Origin of the sequence: Paracoccus sp. DMF (assembly GCF_004407025.1) — a bacterium.
GTDB lineage: Bacteria > Pseudomonadota > Alphaproteobacteria > Rhodobacterales > Rhodobacteraceae > Paracoccus > Paracoccus aminovorans_B.
The window spans coordinates 109,459-126,494 of sequence record NZ_SOKV02000007.1 but is presented as its reverse complement, the minus strand read 5'-3'; the positions used below and the strand labels follow the sequence as shown (position 1 = coordinate 126,494).

The 17,036-nt window shown below is 67.7% G+C and carries 17 protein-coding genes; 11 read left to right on the top strand and 6 right to left on the bottom strand.

The window, feature by feature from the left end; translation table 11 throughout:
- Nucleotides 1-5: 5 nt before the first annotated feature.
- The 3 genes from E3D03_RS06270 to E3D03_RS06260 are packed head-to-tail and all read left to right on the top strand — an operon-like array spanning nt 6 to nt 2,361.
- The gene (locus E3D03_RS06270) at nt 6-413 is read left to right on the top strand and encodes a metallopeptidase family protein (protein WP_062563432.1); all 408 of its coding nucleotides are present in this window, start codon (nt 6-8) and stop codon (nt 411-413) included.
- A complete protein-coding gene (locus tag E3D03_RS06265) occupies nt 413-1,372 on the top strand; it encodes a 1-phosphofructokinase family hexose kinase (protein WP_263566245.1) in 960 nt (319 codons plus the stop codon). The genes E3D03_RS06270 and E3D03_RS06265 overlap by 1 nt, the downstream gene beginning before the upstream one ends.
- A gap of 2 nt (nt 1,373-1,374) precedes the next feature.
- Nucleotides 1,375-2,361, top strand: coding sequence for a glycosyltransferase (locus E3D03_RS06260; RefSeq protein ID WP_263566244.1), 987 nt, complete (start codon nt 1,375-1,377; stop codon nt 2,359-2,361).
- 129 nt (nt 2,362-2,490) lie between these two features.
- Here the strand turns inward: E3D03_RS06260 and rfbA are convergent, their stop codons facing one another.
- Genes rfbA through rfbC form a run of 4 tightly spaced genes read right to left on the bottom strand, consistent with a single transcriptional unit; the run spans nt 2,491 to nt 5,847 of the window.
- Nucleotides 2,491-3,387 carry a glucose-1-phosphate thymidylyltransferase RfbA gene (gene rfbA / locus E3D03_RS06255; protein WP_263566243.1) on the bottom strand — a complete coding sequence of 299 codons (897 nt, stop codon included), beginning with the start codon at nt 3,385-3,387 and terminating at the stop codon, nt 2,491-2,493.
- Entirely contained in the window at nt 3,384-4,232 is an 849-nt protein-coding gene (rfbD, locus tag E3D03_RS06250; protein WP_263566276.1) for a dTDP-4-dehydrorhamnose reductase, read from the bottom strand. The genes rfbA and rfbD overlap by 4 nt, the downstream gene beginning before the upstream one ends.
- A complete protein-coding gene (gene rfbB / locus E3D03_RS06245; protein WP_263566242.1) occupies nt 4,232-5,269 on the bottom strand; it encodes a dTDP-glucose 4,6-dehydratase in 1,038 nt (345 codons plus the stop codon). Before rfbB ends, rfbD begins: the two co-directional genes overlap by 1 nt.
- Nucleotides 5,266-5,847 carry a dTDP-4-dehydrorhamnose 3,5-epimerase gene (gene rfbC / locus E3D03_RS06240; RefSeq protein WP_062563427.1) on the bottom strand — a complete coding sequence of 194 codons (582 nt, stop codon included), beginning with the start codon at nt 5,845-5,847 and terminating at the stop codon, nt 5,266-5,268. The genes rfbB and rfbC overlap by 4 nt, the downstream gene beginning before the upstream one ends.
- 252 nt (nt 5,848-6,099) lie before the next feature.
- Between rfbC and E3D03_RS06235 the strand changes: the two genes are divergently transcribed.
- Nucleotides 6,100-9,195 carry a calcium-binding protein gene (locus E3D03_RS06235; RefSeq protein ID WP_263566241.1) on the top strand — a complete coding sequence of 1,032 codons (3,096 nt, stop codon included), beginning with the start codon at nt 6,100-6,102 and terminating at the stop codon, nt 9,193-9,195.
- On the opposite strand, the gene E3D03_RS06230 is transcribed toward E3D03_RS06235, so the two are convergent.
- Nucleotides 9,192-9,944: an ABC transporter permease gene (locus E3D03_RS06230; RefSeq protein WP_263566275.1), complete on the bottom strand. Its 753-nt coding sequence runs from the start codon at nt 9,942-9,944 to the stop codon at nt 9,192-9,194. The genes E3D03_RS06235 and E3D03_RS06230 overlap by 4 nt on opposite strands.
- Before the next feature lie 147 nt (nt 9,945-10,091).
- Here E3D03_RS06230 and E3D03_RS06225 point away from each other — a divergent pair, with 147 nt between their 5' ends.
- Entirely contained in the window at nt 10,092-11,528 is a 1,437-nt protein-coding gene (locus E3D03_RS06225) for a capsule biosynthesis protein (protein ID WP_263566240.1), read from the top strand.
- Nucleotides 11,529-11,531: 3 nt separating this feature from the next.
- Nucleotides 11,532-12,209: an ABC transporter ATP-binding protein gene (locus tag E3D03_RS06220; protein WP_263566239.1), complete on the top strand. Its 678-nt coding sequence runs from the start codon at nt 11,532-11,534 to the stop codon at nt 12,207-12,209.
- Here the strand turns inward: E3D03_RS06220 and E3D03_RS06215 are convergent.
- Entirely contained in the window at nt 12,206-13,582 is a 1,377-nt protein-coding gene (locus E3D03_RS06215; protein WP_263566238.1) for a phosphomannomutase, read from the bottom strand. The two genes, E3D03_RS06220 and E3D03_RS06215, sit on opposite strands and share 4 nt — an antisense overlap.
- Nucleotides 13,583-13,737: 155 nt before the next feature.
- On the opposite strand from E3D03_RS06215, the gene E3D03_RS06210 reads away from it, so the two are divergent.
- The 5 genes from E3D03_RS06210 (at nt 13,738) to E3D03_RS06190 (ending at nt 17,032) form a co-directional block, all read left to right on the top strand.
- Nucleotides 13,738-14,142 (top strand): ketosteroid isomerase-related protein, encoded by a 405-nt coding sequence (locus tag E3D03_RS06210; RefSeq protein WP_263566237.1) that lies wholly within the window; start codon nt 13,738-13,740, stop codon nt 14,140-14,142.
- Nucleotides 14,139-14,720, top strand: a complete 582-nt coding sequence (locus E3D03_RS06205; RefSeq protein WP_062563421.1) for a GNAT family N-acetyltransferase — start codon at nt 14,139-14,141, stop codon at nt 14,718-14,720. Before E3D03_RS06210 ends, E3D03_RS06205 begins: the two co-directional genes overlap by 4 nt.
- Nucleotides 14,721-14,728: 8 nt before the next feature.
- On the top strand, nt 14,729-15,586 hold the full coding sequence (locus tag E3D03_RS06200) for a carbon-nitrogen hydrolase family protein (RefSeq protein ID WP_263566274.1): 858 nt from the start codon (nt 14,729-14,731) through the stop codon (nt 15,584-15,586).
- Between the two features lie 412 nt (nt 15,587-15,998).
- On the top strand, nt 15,999-16,451 hold the full coding sequence (locus E3D03_RS06195) for a hypothetical protein (protein ID WP_263566236.1): 453 nt from the start codon (nt 15,999-16,001) through the stop codon (nt 16,449-16,451).
- Nucleotides 16,451-17,032 (top strand): hypothetical protein, encoded by a 582-nt coding sequence (locus E3D03_RS06190; RefSeq protein ID WP_263566235.1) that lies wholly within the window; start codon nt 16,451-16,453, stop codon nt 17,030-17,032. Before E3D03_RS06195 ends, E3D03_RS06190 begins: the two co-directional genes overlap by 1 nt.
- Nucleotides 17,033-17,036: the final 4 nt, after the last annotated feature.

The window sequence follows — 17,036 nt, the reverse complement described above, 5'->3', positions numbered from 1 at the left end:
AGCCAATGCTTGACTGGAAGAACGCCGAGGCCCCCGACGCGGGCGCGATCGAGGAACTGGCGCGCGAGGCCATCGCCGCCCTGCCCCCGGAATTCGCCGGCCCTGCGCGCGCGGTGGTGCTGCGGGTCGAGGAATTCGCCGGCGAGGAATTCCTGGACGAGTTGCAGATCGACGACCCGCTGGAGCTGACCGGGCTTTACGACGGCGTGCCGATGACCGAGAAATCCGCCAGCGAGCCGCAGCATTTCCCCGACACCGTCTGGCTGTTCCGCCGCGCCATCCTGGACGAATGGGCCAGCCGCGGCGACGTGACCCTGGGCCAGCTGGTCGCCCATGTCGTGGTCCACGAATTCGCCCATCACTTCGGCTGGTCCGACGACGACATCGCCGCCATCGACCGCTGGTGGGAATGATGCACCAGGCGCCGATCCTGACCATCACCCTGAACCCGGCGCTGGACCTGACCACCTCGGCCCCGCGCGTGGTGCCGGACGGCAAGCTGCGCTGCACCGCGCCGCGCTTCGATCCGGGCGGCGGCGGCATCAACGTCAGCCGGGCGATCCGCGCCATGGGCGGCGAGAGCACGGCGCTGGTGGCGCTTGGCGGCGCGACCGGCGAGCGGCTGGCGGCGCTGCTGGCCGAGGCGGGCGTGCCCCTGGTGACGCTGCCCGCCCCGGGCGAGACCCGGCAGTCGGTGACCGTGGACGACCAGGCCCTGGGCCAGCAATACCGCTTCGTCATGCCCGGGCCGGAATGGTCCCCCGAGAATGTCGAGGCCGCGTTGCAGGCTGCCGTCGCGGCCGCTGCCCCCGATGCGCTGGTGGTGCTCTCGGGCTCGAACCCTCCGGGGGTGCCGGCGGGCTTTGCCGCGCAACTGGCCGAGCGGCTGCAGGGCTCGGGCGCACGGCTGGTGGTCGATACCTCGGGCGAGGCGCTGGCCATGGCCGCCGCGGTGGTCGACCGCCGGGTCGAGATCCTGCGCATGGACGATGCCGAGGCCGAAGGGCTGGCCGGCCATGCCCTGCCCTATCGCCTGGACACGGCGCGCTTCGCGGCCGGGCTGGTCGCCTCGGGCGCGGCGCATGCGGTGATCGTGGCGCGCGGCCGCGACGGCAATATCATCGCCACGCGCGACGGCCTCTGGCATGCCGAGGCGGCGCGCGTGCCCATCGTCAGCAAGGTCGGCGCCGGCGACAGTTTCCTCGCCGGCTTCGTGCTGGGCTATGCCCGCGGCTGGCCGGTGCCCGATGCCTTGGGACTAGCCGCCGCCGCCGCATCCGCGACCGTGCAGACTCCCGCCACCGAGCTTTGCCGGGGCGAGGATGTCGAGCGGCTGTTCGCGGCCCGCGTCGTGACCGAGATGCGGCTGTAACCTTGCACCCCACCGATCCCCCTGCCCCGGTGGTCGCGGCCGTCGTCGTCACCTTCAACCGCCGGGCGGCGCTGCAGAAGACGCTGGCGCGGCTTCTGGCCGAGCCGCTGGACCATGTGCTGGTGATCGAGAACGGCTCGACCGACGGCACCCGCGCGTGGCTGGCGACGCTGGACGATCCGCGGCTGGCGGTGATCGAGATGGATCGCAACGGCGGCGGCGCCCTGGGGTTCGAGACCGGCATGCGCGAGGCGCAGGCACGCTTCGACCCCGACTGGCTGGTGCTGATGGACGACGACGCCCGTCCGCAGCCCGGCGCCATCGCGGCCTTCCGCGCGGGGCTCGCCAGCGGGCGCTGGCCCGGGGCCCAGGCGCTGGCGGCGGCGGTGCGTTTCCCGGATGGCGGCATCTGCGAGATGAACCGGCCCTGGGTCAATCCCTTCGCCAGCCTGCCGGTGTTCCTGCGCGTGCTGGCCGGCGGCGGCCGCGCCGCCTTTCACATTCCCGACAGCGCCTATGCGCCCGGCGCCGACCGGGCGCTGGACGGCACCTCCTTCGTCGGCTTCTTCATCTCGCGCGCGGGCGTGGCGCGGGCCGGCTATCCCGACGGTCGGCTGTTCATCTATGGCGACGACGTGCTTTACACGCTGGGCCTGACCCAGGCCGGCGGGCGGCTGCTCTTCGCCCCCGACCTGGCCTTCGAGCATGAATGCGCCACCCAGATCGCCGGCGCCATCCCGCGACCGTTCTGGAAGATCTATTACAACACCCGCAACCGCTGGCTGATCTATCGCCGCGCGGCCGGGCCGGTGCTGTTCCCGCTGCTGATGGCCCTGATGCTGCCGAAATGGCTCGCGACCGGCGGCTCGCTGCCCGAGGGCGAAAGGCAGATCTGCCGCAAGCTGATCCGCCTGGCGATCCGCGACGCCTGGCGCGGCGATTTCGGCCGCAGCCATGCCGAGGTCACGCGGATCGCCGAAGGCGGCTGAACCCGCGCCGATCGGCCTGTCGGCATATGGGTATTTGGGGAGCAAAGAAGGAGGCGTTCCCGCACCGCTTCCGCATATTCTTTCTTGTGAAAATATCCTCGGGGGTCCGGGGGCAGACAGCCCCCGGCGCTATTCGGACTCGCCCAAGACCCGCAGCAGATATTTGCCGTAAGCGTTCTTCGAGAACAGCCTGGCGCGGGCGCGGAGTTCGTCGGCGGTGATCCAGCCGGCCTCGAAGGCGATCTCCTCGGGGCAGCCGGTCTGCAGGCCCTGGCGCTGCTCCAGCGTGCGCACGAAATTGCCGGCGTCGAGCAGGCTGGCGTGGGTGCCGGTGTCGAGCCAGGCAAAGCCGCGGCCCATGCGCTCGACCGTCAGGCTGCCGTCGTGCAGGTAGGTTTCCAGCAGCGTGGTGATTTCCAGTTCGCCCCGGGCCGAGGGCTTGACCGCGCGCGCGCGCGCCGGCGCGGTGCCGTCGAGGAAATAGAGCCCGGTGACGGCGTAATCCGAAGGCGGCACCTCGGGCTTTTCGATGATGGCGCTGGCCTTGCCGTCGGGATCGAAGGCGACGACGCCATAGCGTTCGGGGTCGGCGACGCGATAGCCGAAGACGGTGCCGCCGCTCTGGCGGTTGTCGGCGGCGGCCAGCAGTACCGGCAGGCCGTGGCCGAAGAAGATGTTGTCGCCCAGCACCATGGCCGAAGGGCTGCCGGCCAGGAAATCCTCGGCCAGCAGATAGGCCTGCGCCAGCCCGTCGGGCGAGGGCTGCACCAGGTATTCGAAGCGCAAGCCCCATTGGCTGCCGTCGCCCAGCAGGCGCTGGAACTGGAGCTGGTCCTCGGGCGTGGTGATGATGGCGATCTCGCGGATGCCGGCCAGCATCAGCACGGTGATCGGATAGAACACCATCGGCTTGTCATAGATCGGCAGCAGCTGCTTCGAGACGCCCATGGTGATCGGATAGAGCCGGGTGCCCGAGCCCCCGGCCAGGATGATGCCCTTGCGCGCGGGCGGAACGGTCTGGGTCATGCGGTCAGCTCCTGCAATACCTTGGCGAGCCCGGCCTGCCAGTCGGGGCGACTGATGCCGAAGTCCCGCAGAATGGCGGCGCAATCCAGGCGGGAATTCGCCGGACGTCGCGCCGGTGTCGGATAGTCCGAGGTCGGAATGTCGATGATGCGGCAGCCAAGCCCGGCGCCGGCCATGATGGCGCGGGCGAAATCGGCCCAAGTCGTGTCGGGGCTGCCGGCGAAATGGTAGAGGCCGCCCTTGGCCGGATCGGCGCGCATCGCCGCCAGCATGGTCAGGCAGGCGCGGGCGATGGCCTCGGCCGGGGTCGGGCCACCGTGCTGGTCGGCGACGACGCGCAATTCGTCGCGCTCGGCGCCCAGCCGCAGCATGGTCTTGACGAAATTCGCGCCATGGGCGGAAAAGACCCAGGAGGTGCGCAGCACCGCCCATTGCCCGCCGGCGCGCGCGATGCCGCGCTCTCCGGCCAGTTTCGAGGCGCCATAGACGCCCAGCGGGCCGGTCGGATCGGTCTCGACCCATGGGTGCGCGCCCGAGCCGTCGAAGACATAGTCGGTCGAGATGCTGAGGAAGGGCAGGCCCAGCGCGGCGCAGGTCCGGGCCATGGCGGCGGGGGCCTCGGCATTGATGCGATGCGCGAACTCGGGTTCGGATTCGGCGCGGTCGACGGCGGTATGGGCGGCGGCGTTCAGCACCGCCGCGCAGCCCGAGGCCCGGATCGCGGCCGCGCAGGCCTCGGGGTCGGAGAGATCGGCCTGGGCGCGGGCCAGGAACCGCGCCTGCGGCGCCAGCCGCGCCAGTTCCCGCGCGACCTGGCCGCTTTGGCCAAAGACCAGCAGGTCCATCACGCCGCGCCGAGCCTTTGGCCGACGCCCTGCCGGGTCAGCAGCGGGCGCCACCAGTCCTCGTTCGCCAGATACCATTCGACGGTGCGCGCAAGCCCCTCCGCGACCGTGACCGAGGGGCGCCAGCCCAACTCGGTGCGGATCCGGGTCGGGTCGATGGCATAGCGCCGATCATGGCCCGGACGGTCGGTGACGAAGCTGATCAGCCGCTCATGCGGCGCGGCATCCGGGCGCAGCCGGTCCATCTCGGCGCAGATCGTGCGGACGAGGTCGATGTTCCTGGCCTCGTTCTCGCCGCCGATATTGTAGCTTTCCCCGAGCGCGCCCTTTTCCAGCACCAGCAGCAGGGCGTCGGCGTGATCCTCGACATAGAGCCAGTCGCGGATATTGCCGCCGTCGCCATAGACCGGGATCGGCTTGCCGTGCAGCGCGTTCAGGATCACCACCGGCACCAGCTTCTCGGGAAAGTGGAACGGTCCGTAATTGTTGGAACAATTGGTCAGCACCACCGGCAGGCCATAGGTCTCGTGCCAGGCCCGGACCAGGTGGTCCGAGGCGGCTTTCGAGGCCGAATAGGGGCTGCGCGGATCGTAGGGCGTGTCCTCGGTGAACTGGCCGGTCTCGCCAAGGCTGCCGAAGACCTCGTCGGTCGAGATATGGTGGAAGCGGAAGCCCTCGGGCCGGCCTTGCCCCACCCAATAGGCGCGCGCGGCCTCCAGCAGGTTGTAGGTGCCGGTGACATTGGTCTCGATGAAGGCGCCCGGCCCGTCGATCGAGCGGTCGACGTGGCTTTCTGCGGCCAGGTGCATGATGGCGTCGGGCTTGTGCGCGGCCAGCACCCGGTCCAGCGCCGCGCGGTCGCGGATGTCGACCTGTTCGAAGGCGTAATGCGGGTCGTCCGCGACCGAGGCGACGTTTTCCAGGTTGGCGGCATAGGTCAGCGCGTCCAGGTTCACCACCGCATGCCCGCGCGCGATGGCCAGCCGCACCACGGCCGAACCGATGAACCCCGCCCCGCCGGTAACCAGAATCTTCATAGTCTCGCCTCGTAATCAAAGGGGCCCGCATAGGTGAAGGGGCTGTCGAAATCGCGCAATGCCGGGGCCTCGGCGTCCTTGCCGGACAGGATCGGACGACCGGTCAGGCCCCAGTCGATGCCGATTGTGTCCCAGGCGACCGCCCCGTCGCAATCCGGCGCGTAATGATCGCTACATTTGTAGATGATTTCCGTGTCCGGTTCGCGCGTGACGAAGCCGTGCAGAAAGCCCGGCGGGATCCACAGCTGCAAGCCGTTCTGGAACGACAGCTCGTATCCGGTCCAGCGGCCATAGGTCGGGCTGCCCTTGCGGATGTCGACGGCGACGTCGAACAGCCGGCCGCGCCCGCAGCGCACCAGCTTGCCTTGGGCATGCGGCGGCGCCTGGAAGTGCATGCCGCGCAGCGTGCCGCAAGCCGATGATAACGAATGGTTATCCTGGACGAACTCGGGCAGGTCCAGCCCGGCCTCGTGCAGCGTCCGCCGATTCCAGCTTTCCGAGAAAAACCCCCGTTCATCGCCGAAACGCCGGGGAGCAAGGACCAGGACGCCCGGAAGCGAGGTCTTTTCGATCTGCATCTGTCTCTACCAGATAAGTTCTGCGCGGAAGACCGCGCAGAGAAACCCGAGACGGCCCCCAAGGCGCCGCGCCGCGCCAACCTAGTCCTGCGGATGTTAAAATGCACGGGGAATAATGCGTGACTTGAAGGCGCGAATTATCGCCTTGTTAGGCAACCGGGAGCTGTCCCGCACCACCGCCACCTGCCACAAGCGAAACCCGCTATGCGCTATCGACTGATCGCCACCTATACGGGTGCTGATGCACCATTCGTGAGCAATATCACGGATTTGCGGACCCATTCCGGGCCCGAGGGCCATGCGCTCTACAGCGTCACCCATATGGGCGGCGGCATCGCGGCCTATCGCATCACCTCGGCCGAGCAGCCGATCCAGGTCATGGGCAGCCAGGCCTATCCGGCGGCCGCGGGCTATGCCGGCAACCCGGCGGCGGCCATCCTGCAACTTGGGGGTGATTCCGTGCTGTTCGGCACCGGCTTGCGCAATGGCACCGGCCCGGCGATCCGGCTGGGCAACCAGGGCGATTTCCTGGAAAGCGCCGCCGCGCCGGGCGGCAACCCGTTGCCGCAGGACATGATCCGGCTCGGTCAGTTCAGCACGCCCCTGGGCAATTTCCTCTACAGCGCCCGCGACGGCCAGACCGCCTTCGACATCTGGCGCGTGGCCGACAACGGCGGCATCAGCCATGTCACCCGCGCGCAGCTGCCGCTCGGCGCCGGCGTGCAGGGGACCGAGATCGACGCCATGCATGTCGCCACCCTGGGCGACCGCAGCTTCATCCTGGCCGCCTCGGGCATGGGCAATTACGTCTCGGTGCAGATGGTCCATGCCGACGGCAGCCTGGGCAGCGCGCAGATGCTGTGGTCGTGGAACGGTCTGGGCATGGACCAGCCCAGCCACCTGGGCACAGTGACGGTCGGCGGCGTGACCTATGCCGCCATCGCCGCCTCGCAAAGCTCGTCGCTGACCATGATGCGGCTGACCTATGACGGCCAGCTTCTGCCGGTCGACCATATCGTCGACGAGCGCACGACCCGCTTCTCCGGCGCCACGGCGATGGAGACGCTGAACATGGACGGCCGCGCCTTCATCTTCCTGGGCGGCGGCGACGACGGCATCAGCGTCTTCACCGTGCTGCCCGACGGCAGGCTTCTGCATATCGCGACGCTGGCCGACACCGACGACCGGGCGCTGGCCGATGTCTCGGCCATCTCGGCGATGGAGATCGACGGCAAGATCGCGGTCTTCGTCTCGTCCCGGACCGAGCGCGGCATCAGCCAGTTCGTCTTCGAACCGGGCGAGATCGGCCTGACCCGCGTGGTCGGCGCCGGCGTGCAGAGCGGCACCGAGGGCAGCGACCTGATGCAGGCCAGCGCCGGCACGACCGAACTGCGGGGCGGCGCCGGCGACGACATCCTGATGTCAGGCAGCGCGCCCGTCAGCATGACCGGCGGCGACGGCGCCGACATCTTCGCGGTGACCGAGGTCAACGGCCGCATCACCGTCACCGATTTCGAACTGGGCGTGGACCGGCTGGACCTGTCGGCGCTTGGCATGATCCGCAGCACCGACCAGCTGGTGTTCCGCCCGCAAGCCTTTGGCATCAAGATCTTCTATGGAAACTCGGTCATTTTCGTCATGACAAAAGACAACACCACGCTGCAAGCCGGCGCCTTCGACAATTCCCTGTTCCCGGTGACGCATTACGCCGCGCCCAACATGCGCACCGTCGTGCATGGCACGATCCGCAACGATTCGCTGACCGCGTCGCGCAACGGGTCGAACATCTTCGGCTATGCCGGCAACGACCTGCTGCTGGGCGGCCTTGGCAATGACGCCCTGAATGGCGGCGTCGGCAACGACACGCTGCGCGGCGGCGATGGCAACGACACGCTGGCCGGCATGGATGGCAACGACCTGCTGCAAGGCGGCGTCGGCAACGACCGGCTGTTAGGCTGGGGCGGCAACGACACGCTGTTTGGCGGCCTGGGCGACGATACGCTTAGCGGTGATGCCGGTAACGACAATCTCTTTGGCGAGCAGGGTAACGACCGTCTCGTGGACATGCTGGGCAACAATACGCTGTGGGGCGGCGCCGGGGATGACCACCTGCAAGTCGGCAATGGCGCAGGGCGGCTGAACGGAGACGCCGGCAACGACACGCTGATTTCGGGCGCCGGCAACGACTATCTGTTCGGTGGCATCGGCAATGACAGCCTGCTGGCCGGCGCCGGCATGGATACGCTGCTGGGCGGGCCGGGCAACGATTACCTGGCCAGCGGCGCCGGTAACGACAGCATCGACGCCGGTGCCGGCAACGACCGGGCCTATGGCGGCGAGGGGCACGACATCATCCAGGGCCGCGAAGGCGCCGACACGCTGTACGGCGGCAATGGCCACGACACGATCTGGGGCGATGGCGCGCCGGATGTGCTTTATGGCGATGGCGGTCATGACCTGCTTTATGGCGGGGTCGGCAATGATATCCTTTACGGTGGCGAAGGCAGCGACACATTGCAGGGCGGAGAGGGCAATGACACGCTCTGGGGTGGAGTCGGCAATGACTCGGCCTATGGCGGAAGCGGCAATGATTCGCTTCTTGGCGGCGAGGGCCATGACCTGCTGGACGGCGGCGCCGGCAATGACGTGCTTCGCGGCGGCAACGGCCATGACCTGCTGATGGGCGGTGACGGCGATGACACGCTTTACGGCGAGAGCGGTAACAATACGCTGCGCGGCGGGGCCGGGAACGATCAGCTCTGGGGTCAGGTCGGCGGCGACTATCTGTCCGGCGACGATGGCAACGACTCGCTCTATGGTCTTCGCGGCGCCGACACGCTGTTCGGCGGCCTGGGCGACGACCTGCTGAACGGCGGCGAGGGCGATGATGAGGCCGGCGGCGGCGAAGGCAACGACACGCTGCTGGGCGAGACCGGCAACGACATCCTGCGCGGCGAGGGCGGCAGCGATTCGCTGGTCGGTGGCGCCGGGCACGACCTGCTGGACGGCGGCGATGGTGACGACCGGCTGGAAGGCGGCGCCGGCTATGACACCCTGACCGGCGGCGCGGGGGCCGATGTCTTCGTCTTCACCAGCGCCGAGAACTTCGGAAGCGGCAGCGACACCATCACCGATTTCCAGACCGGGCTGGACCGGATCGATCTGTCCGGGCTGAACCTGACCTTCATCGGCAGCGACGCCTTCTCGGGCGCGGGCCAGGTCAGGGCCGACCTGTCGCAGCCCGGCGCGACCCGGCTGCTGGTCGACCTCGACGGCGACGGTGCCGCCGATCTGACAGTCGATCTGGGCACCCTGTCCAGCCTCGGCGCCTCGGACCTGCTGCTCTAGCGTTCCAGCAGGTCGCGGTGCCGGCGCTCGAGCAGCATCAGCCCCAGCAGCAGCAGCGTGACCGAGATGCCGATGACATATTCCGGATTGATGTAGCTGCCCTGATAGGTCGGATAGATCCCCTGCCGCATCAGCCCGACGCAATGGATCAGCGGATTGTACCACAGCAGGTTCTGCGCCTGGGGCGGCATCAGGTCGAAGGTGAAGAAGATGCCCGACATCAGGAACAAGGGCCGGGTCAGGATCTGCCAGATCCGCTCCCAGATCGGGAAGGCGGTCATCAGATAGCAGTTCAGCGTGCCGACCCCGACCGCCAGCAGCGTGACCAGCAGCAGCGATTCCAGCACCGGCGCCAGATTCACCACCACCGGCAGCTGAAAGATGACATAGATGCCGACGAAGACGATGGCGATCACCACGGTATGGGTCAGCGCGTTCAGCAGCACCCGCGCGATCATCGCATCGATGAAGGTCACGCTGGGATAGGCCAGGAAGGGGCGCGAGAAGCGGATCGAGCTCGCCACCTTGTTGGTGATGTCGTTGAACATCGCGAAGGGCAGGAAGCCCGTGGCATAGAACAGCGGAAAGTTGGTGCCCAGGCCCGGCCGGTTCAGCGCCAGGCTGAAGATCAACGACAAGAGCGCCACGCCCAGCACCGGCTCGAGCACCGCCCAGACATAGCCGCCGGCGGATTTGCCATAGCTCGTCGCCATCTCGCGCAGCATCAGCGCCACGATGATGCGCATCATGCGAAAGCGCGGCCCGTTCCGGGACGGGCGCTGCGGCGGTCGAATCTCGCGGGTGATGTCGGACATGTGAACGCAAAAGCTGGTCTTGACGAGCCGCAATATGTAACAACTGCGCCGAAAAGGTAAACCAGCGAAAGCGCAACTGCGGTGAGCACCCCTTCGAACCCGGCCAGCGGCCCCTCCGGCGCCCCGGCCCAGCCAGCGGCGGACCAGCACGCGCCTGCGCGGCCCGCAGCCAATCCCGCCGCGTCAGCGCAGGCCAACCGGCCGTTCCAGGGCCAGGGCGCGCCCGGCCCGGCGCAGCCGGCGCCGGCCCGGCCGCAGGGCAATGCCCAGGCGCCGGCGGTGCGCCCGCAGCAGCAGGCCAAGCCGATCCCGGTGAAGCCCATGGGCCAACCCGTGCCCCGCCCGGCGCAGGGCCAGCCTCCGGCCCGACCGGCGATCCCGGTCCGCCCGGCGGTCGGCATGGCCCAGCCGAAGCGCCGGCACTGGCTGATGCTTGCCTCGTTCCTGGCGCTGGTGGTGCTGCCGACCCTGCTCTGGGCCTGGTATCTCTGGGCCCGGGCCAGCGACCAATATGTCTCGTCCGTGGGCTTTTCGGTGCGCAAGGAGCAGATGGCGCCGTCGATCGACCTTCTGGGCGGGCTGACCTCGTTCACCGGCGGCAGCGGCAGCGCCTCGGATACCGACATCCTGTACGAATACATCCGCAGCCAGGACATGGTCGAGCAGATTGACGCGCAACTGGACCTGCGCGCGCGCTTCTCGCGCGACTGGCCGCATGATTTCGTCTTCGCCTTCAACCCCGAGGGCCATGTCGAGGAGCTGACCGAATACTGGCAGCGCCAGGTCAAGGTGCTCTATGACAGCTCGACCTCGCTCATCACGCTGAACGTCAGCGCCTTCAGCGCCGAGGACGCCCAGGCCATTGCCGCGGCGGTGTTCAAGCAGAGCTCGGACAAGATCAACCAGCTTTCCGCCGTCGCCCAGCAGGATGCGACGCGGCTGGCCAAGGCGGAACTGGACAAGACGCGCGACGAGCTGACCACCACCCGCCAGGCGATGACCGCGTTCCGCATGAAGTCGCAGATCGTCGATCCCCAGGCCGATCTTGCCGGCCAGATGGGCGTACTGAGCGGGCTGCAGGGCCAGCTGGCCGAGGCGCTGGTCGCCCATGACATGCTGCTGGAGAATGCCCAGCCGACCGACCACCGCGTCACCCAGTCGCAGCAAAAGATCGACGCGCTGCGCCGGCTGATCGACCAGGAACGCGGCAAGTTCGGTGCCGAGGGCCAGGGCCCGGCCGGCGAAAGCTATGCCCAGCTGATGGCCGAATACGAAAAGCTGGCCGTGGACCGCGAATTCGCCGAGGGCGCCTATCGCACCGCCCGCATCGCCTATGAGACGGCGATGGCCGAGGCGCAGCGCCAGTCGCGCTACCTCGCCGCCCATATCGAGCCCAAGATCCCGCAAAGCTCGACCGAGCCGCAGCGGCTGTGGCTGCTGTTCATGGTCGCCGGCATGCTGCTGGCCGCCTGGTCGGTCCTGGTCCTGATCTATTACAGCATCCGCGACCGCGCCTGAGCCATGATCCGGCTGGAGAACCTGACCAAGGCCTATCGTCTGAAGGGGCGCCGGACCGTGGTGGCCGACAATATCAGCGCGGTCTTTCCGACCGGCGCCTCGGTGGGGCTGCTGGGCCGCAACGGCGCCGGCAAGTCGACGCTGCTGCGCATGATCGCGGGCACCGTCTCGCCGACCTCGGGGCGGGTGCTGTCGGACGGCACGATCTCTTGGCCGGTCGGCTTCATGGGCAGCTTTCACGGCGAACTCAGCGGGGCGCAGAACGTGCGCTTCGTCGCCCGCATCTATGGCGTGGACAGCGACGAGCTGGTCGATTACGTCGCGGATTTCGCCGAGCTGGGCCAGCATTACCACCAGCCCTTCGCCAGCTATTCCTCGGGGATGCGGTCGCGGCTGGCGATGGGCACCAGCATGGGCATCCATTTCGACACCTATCTGGTCGACGAGGTGACCAGCGTCGGCGACGCGGATTTCCGGGTGAAATCGCAACGGGTGTTCAACGACCGCATGGCCAATTCCGGCGCCATCGTGGTCAGCCATTCCATGCCGATGATCCGCAACATGTGCACCATGGGCGCCGTGCTGGAGCGCGGCACGCTGGAGGTCTACGAGGATCTCGATGAGGCCATCGCCCGGCACGAGGCGATCCTGCGCGTGCCGCCGGCGGTGGCGGGGGACTAGCCCGCCAGCAGCGCCTCGATCTCGGCCCGCTTCGCGGCGACCAGGCCGGCGTCGCCGCGCGATTCGACGTTCAGCCGCACCACCGGCTCGGTGTTCGAGCTGCGCAGGTTGAAGCGCCAGTCGGCGAATTCCAGGCTGACCCCGTCGGTGTCGTCGCGGTGCAGCGCCATTGGCGCGAAATGCCCGACGACGCGGGCGATGGCCGCGGCGGGATCGGCCAGGCGAAAATTGATCTCGCCCGAGGACGGGAAGGCCCGCATCCGCTCGGCCAGCAGCGCGCCCAGGCTGGTGCCCTTGCGGCTGACCAGCTCGACCACCAGCAGCCAGGGGATCATGCCGCTGTCGGCAAAGTGGAAATCGCGGAAATAGTGATGCGCCGACATCTCGCCGCCATAGATCGCGCCCGACTCGCGCATGGCGCGCTTGACGAAGGCATGGCCGGTGCGGGCCTGCACCGCCTGCCCGCCCGCCCCCGCGATCATGTCGCGGCTGTTCAGCACCACGCGCGGATCGTGGACGATCTTCTCGCCCGGGTGCTTTTCCAGGAAGGCGGTCGCCAGCAGGCCGACGATATATTCGCCGGGGATGAAATTCCCCTTTTCGTCGAAGAAGAAGCAGCGGTCGAAATCGCCGTCCCAGGCCACGCCCAGGTCGGCGCCATGTTCGCGCACCGCATCCGCCGTCATCGGCTGGTTTTCCGGCAGCAGCGGGTTCGGGATACCGTTCGGGAAGCTCGGATCGGCGTCGTGGTTCATGCGGATGAAGCGCAGGGGGGCGCCGCGCCGTTCCAGTTCGGCCGCGATGGCGTCGAAGGTCGGCCCGGCCGTGCCATTGCCGGCGTTGACCAGAACGGTCAGCGGCTTCAGCGCGGCAATGTCGACGAAATCGGCCATGGCGCGGGCATAGGTGTCGCGCGCCTCGGCGAAATCGCGGGTCGCGCCCGGCGCGGCGGGTTCGGCGAAATCGCCCGATTGCGCCAGCGCGGCGATGGCGGCGAAATCCCCCTCGGGGTCCAGCGGCGCGGCGCCGCGCCCGACCAGTTTCATGCCGTTATAGTCGATGGGGTTGTGCGAGGCGGTGACCTCGATCCCGCCATCGGCGCCGAAATGCGCGGTGGCGAAATACATTTCCTCGGTGCCGGCCAGGCCCAGGTCGCGCACATTCGCGCCGCCCTCGTTCAGCCCGCGGATCAGCGCGGCGGCGAGTTCCGGCGAGGTCTCGCGCGTGTCGCGGCCGACGATCACCTCGCGCGCGCCCAGGACCTGTGCGAAGGCGCGGCCGATGCGCCAGGCCACGTCCGCGTCAAGCTCGGTCCCCAGCCGGCCGCGCACGTCATAGGCCTTGAAACAGTCGATCCGTCGCGCCTCAGCCATCTGCCATCCCCTGCTTTGCCGTCCCTTGGCTACACCAGCCGCCCGGCGATGGGAATAATGCGTCAGCATTGCAGAAGGGTTAACGCCTCCGCCAAAGGGTGGAGGTGACGTGCGGCGGCGCCCGCGCTAGACCGGGTGAAACAAGGAGATTGCCGATGGATACCAAGGCCCTGATCGCCGCCTATTACGACGCCTTCAACGCCGGCCGCACCGATGAGATGCTGGCCTATCTGCATGACGAGGTCGAGCATCACGTGAACGAGGGCGGCATCCGTCGCGGCAAGGCGGCTTTCGCCGCGTTCAACGCCCACATGACCCGCAGCTACCAGGAACGGCTGACCGACATCGTGATCTTCGCCAACGAGGCCGGCGACCGCGCGGCGGCGGAATTCGTGGTGAACGGCACCTATCTGGCCACCGACGAGGGCCTGCCCGAAGCGAAGGGCCAGACCTATGTCCTGCCCGCCGGCACCTTCTTCACCATCAAGGACGGCAAGATCGCCCGCGTGACGACCTATTACAACCTGGCCGACTGGACCCGGCAGATGGTCGGGGAATGATCGAGACGCGCAGCCTGACCGGGGATGCCGTGGCCGAGGTGCTGGACGACCTGGCGCGGCTGCGCATCGCCGTGTTCCGCGACTGGCCCTATCTCTACGACGGCGACCTGGCTTACGAGCGCGATTACCTGCGGGCCTATCAGTCGCCCGGCGCGGTGGTGGTCGCGGCCTATGACGGCACGCGCATGATCGGCGCCGCGACCGGGGCGCCGATGGAGGATCACGCCGGCGATTTCGCCGCCGCCTTCGCCGCGCGCCCCGAGCCGCTGGAGCAGATCTTCTATTGCGCGGAATCGGTGCTTCTGCCCGAATATCGCGGCCACGGCCTCGGCCATGCCTTCTTCGACGGCCGCGAGGCGCAGGCCCGCGCGCTGGGGCGTCGCTACAGCGCCTTTTGCCGCGTCGTGCGTCCCGAGGACCACCCGCTGCATCCGCAGGACTATCGCCCGCTGGACGGCTTCTGGCGCAAGCGCGGTTACGCGCCGCTGCCGGGCGTGGTGGCCGAATTCGAGTGGAAGGATATCGGCGAGGCCGCGCCGACCCGCAAGCCCCTGCAATTCTGGATGAAGACGCTGTGACCCGGACCATCCGCATCGCCGCCGCCGCCTATCCCTTCGACTGGCTGGCGGACTTCGACGCCTATCGCGCCAAGATCTCGGCCTGGGTGGCCGAGGCGACCGACTGCGACCTGCTGGTCTTTCCCGAATACGGCGCCATGGAGCTGGCCTCGCTGGGCGGCCGCGCGGTGGCGGGCGACCTCGAGGCCTCGCTCCATGAGGTCGCCCGCCACGAGGCGGCGCGCGACGCGCTGCATGCGGACCTGGCGGCGCGGCACGGGCTGCATATCCTGGCGGCCTCGGGCCCCTGTTTCGAGGGGCCGCGCCCGGTCAACCGCGCCGTGCTGTTTGGCCCCGAGGGGCGGATAGGCCACCAGGACAAGCAGGTGATGACCCGGTTCGAGCGCGAGGATTGGGATGTGACCGGCGCCTCGGGCCTACGGGTCTTCGACACGGCGGTGGGTCGGCTGGGCGTGCTGATCTGCTATGACAGCGAATTCCCGCTGCTGGGCCGCGTGCTGGCCGAGGCCGGGGTCGAGGTGATCCTGGTGCCCTCCTGCACCGACACGGTGGCGGGCTACAACCGCGTCCGCATCGGCGCCATGGCGCGGGCGCTGGAGAGCCAATGCGTGGTGGTGCAGGCGCCGACGGTCGGCTGCGTGGACTGGAGCCCGGCGGTGGACGAGAACCGCGGCGCGGCGGCGATCTATGCGCCGCCGGATGGGCTGTGGCCGGAAAGCGGCGTGGTGGCCGAGGGGGCGATGGACGCGCCGGGCTGGGTCAAGGCCGAGGTGGACCTGGACCTGGTGGCGGAAAGCCGGCGGAACGGGCGGGTGCTGCCCTTCGCGCATTGGGGAGAGACGGTGGGGGTGCGGGCGGTGGAATGAGGGGCGGCACGCAACGCGCCAGCATTAACCGAATCTTGTGATCTGCTGTTGGAGGATGCCGCGCGGCATATGAGGTTCCCGGCATGAACATGATCCACACGGAAGCATATCGAACTGCCTTCAGCGCGTATCTGCGCAACGGCACGCCGATCCCCCTGACCCTGAAACAGGCAGCGACCACGGCACGGTATGTCTGGCGCTGCCAAGGCGACAATTTTGTGCGACCGGCACATCGTGCCAACGATGGCCGCGTGTTGCATGGGACAATCCGCCTGATACCGGCCATCCGGGCGAGGATTACAACTGCCGCTGCGCGGCCGATCCCTATATCCTTGGCGAGACAGAGTTCGCGTTTCACGAATTCACCTCGGATTTCCCGCCCGGCCCCGTCCGGTGGGGGAACCGGGAATTCGTGTCGCACTATTACTTTGGTGACGGGCGCGCCGTGACCTTGGAAGAGATCGGGCATTTGCGCGAGATCGCCGAGCAATATGCTTATGCTGATGGCGCACAAGGTTCGTTTCGCAGACTGTCGGGCCAAATTTCCGACGCGGCTCGAGAAAATGGAGCCGGAAAGCTTTACGTGCCTTTCAATAACACCTATCAATTCGGCGACGTTGCCTTTTCGCATGGCAGGGGAACGGTCTCAGGCTCCTTCCTGGGAACGGTCGAATATCACGACGATATGCTGCGGATCACTGGTGAAAGCAACTTTGAGTTCACCGACGAATTTGCCGATCCTCTGGATATGAATTTCGAGCCCGGTGGCATACCCTATCACATCAGCGGAACATGGCGCGCAAGCTTTTCGGCAGAGGTGCTAAGAGACCGCAGAAATAGCATTTACTTTGACCCAAGGAAATGATGGTGATGCTGCGCACGTTTGCCCATCATCTGCTTCTGCTTCCGGTCTTTCTCTTCCTGCTCTGGGCGGCGGTCGCGGGGGTGCAATGGGTCAGGCATGCGCCCAAAAGCGTCACCCTACCAAATGGCATGATGCTCAAGCTGCAATATTATTTCCCCCGCGCTCCGGTCGCGCTTTTTGCCACGGATGGCAGAACGATCCTTGCCCGCAGGCTTGAATTCCTTTGCTTCAACGATCGCTATGTCAGGATCACGTCCTACAAATTCGGTGATTCCGGCATTTACGACGCCCAGACCGACGCCAAGGTCCGGGAAGAGCAGTATGACACTGTTGCGCGTGAGCTACGCTCAGGGAGGGGAGGATGCAACGGCTATTACACCGGCCTGCTCGGAGCTGTTTTTCTGCTCGATGGCCAAAGATTCCCGTTCCTGCCGCCCTGCGAATGGCGCAACCTGAACAACCCGGCGCTGAAAAACCGCGCCTGGTTCGATCGTCCCTGCGATGACCGGTCGGGGCGGGAGGAGATGCGCCCCCCGACCGTCGCGGGCGATACGGCCGTCCAGTCCGACCTCGGGCCATAGACCG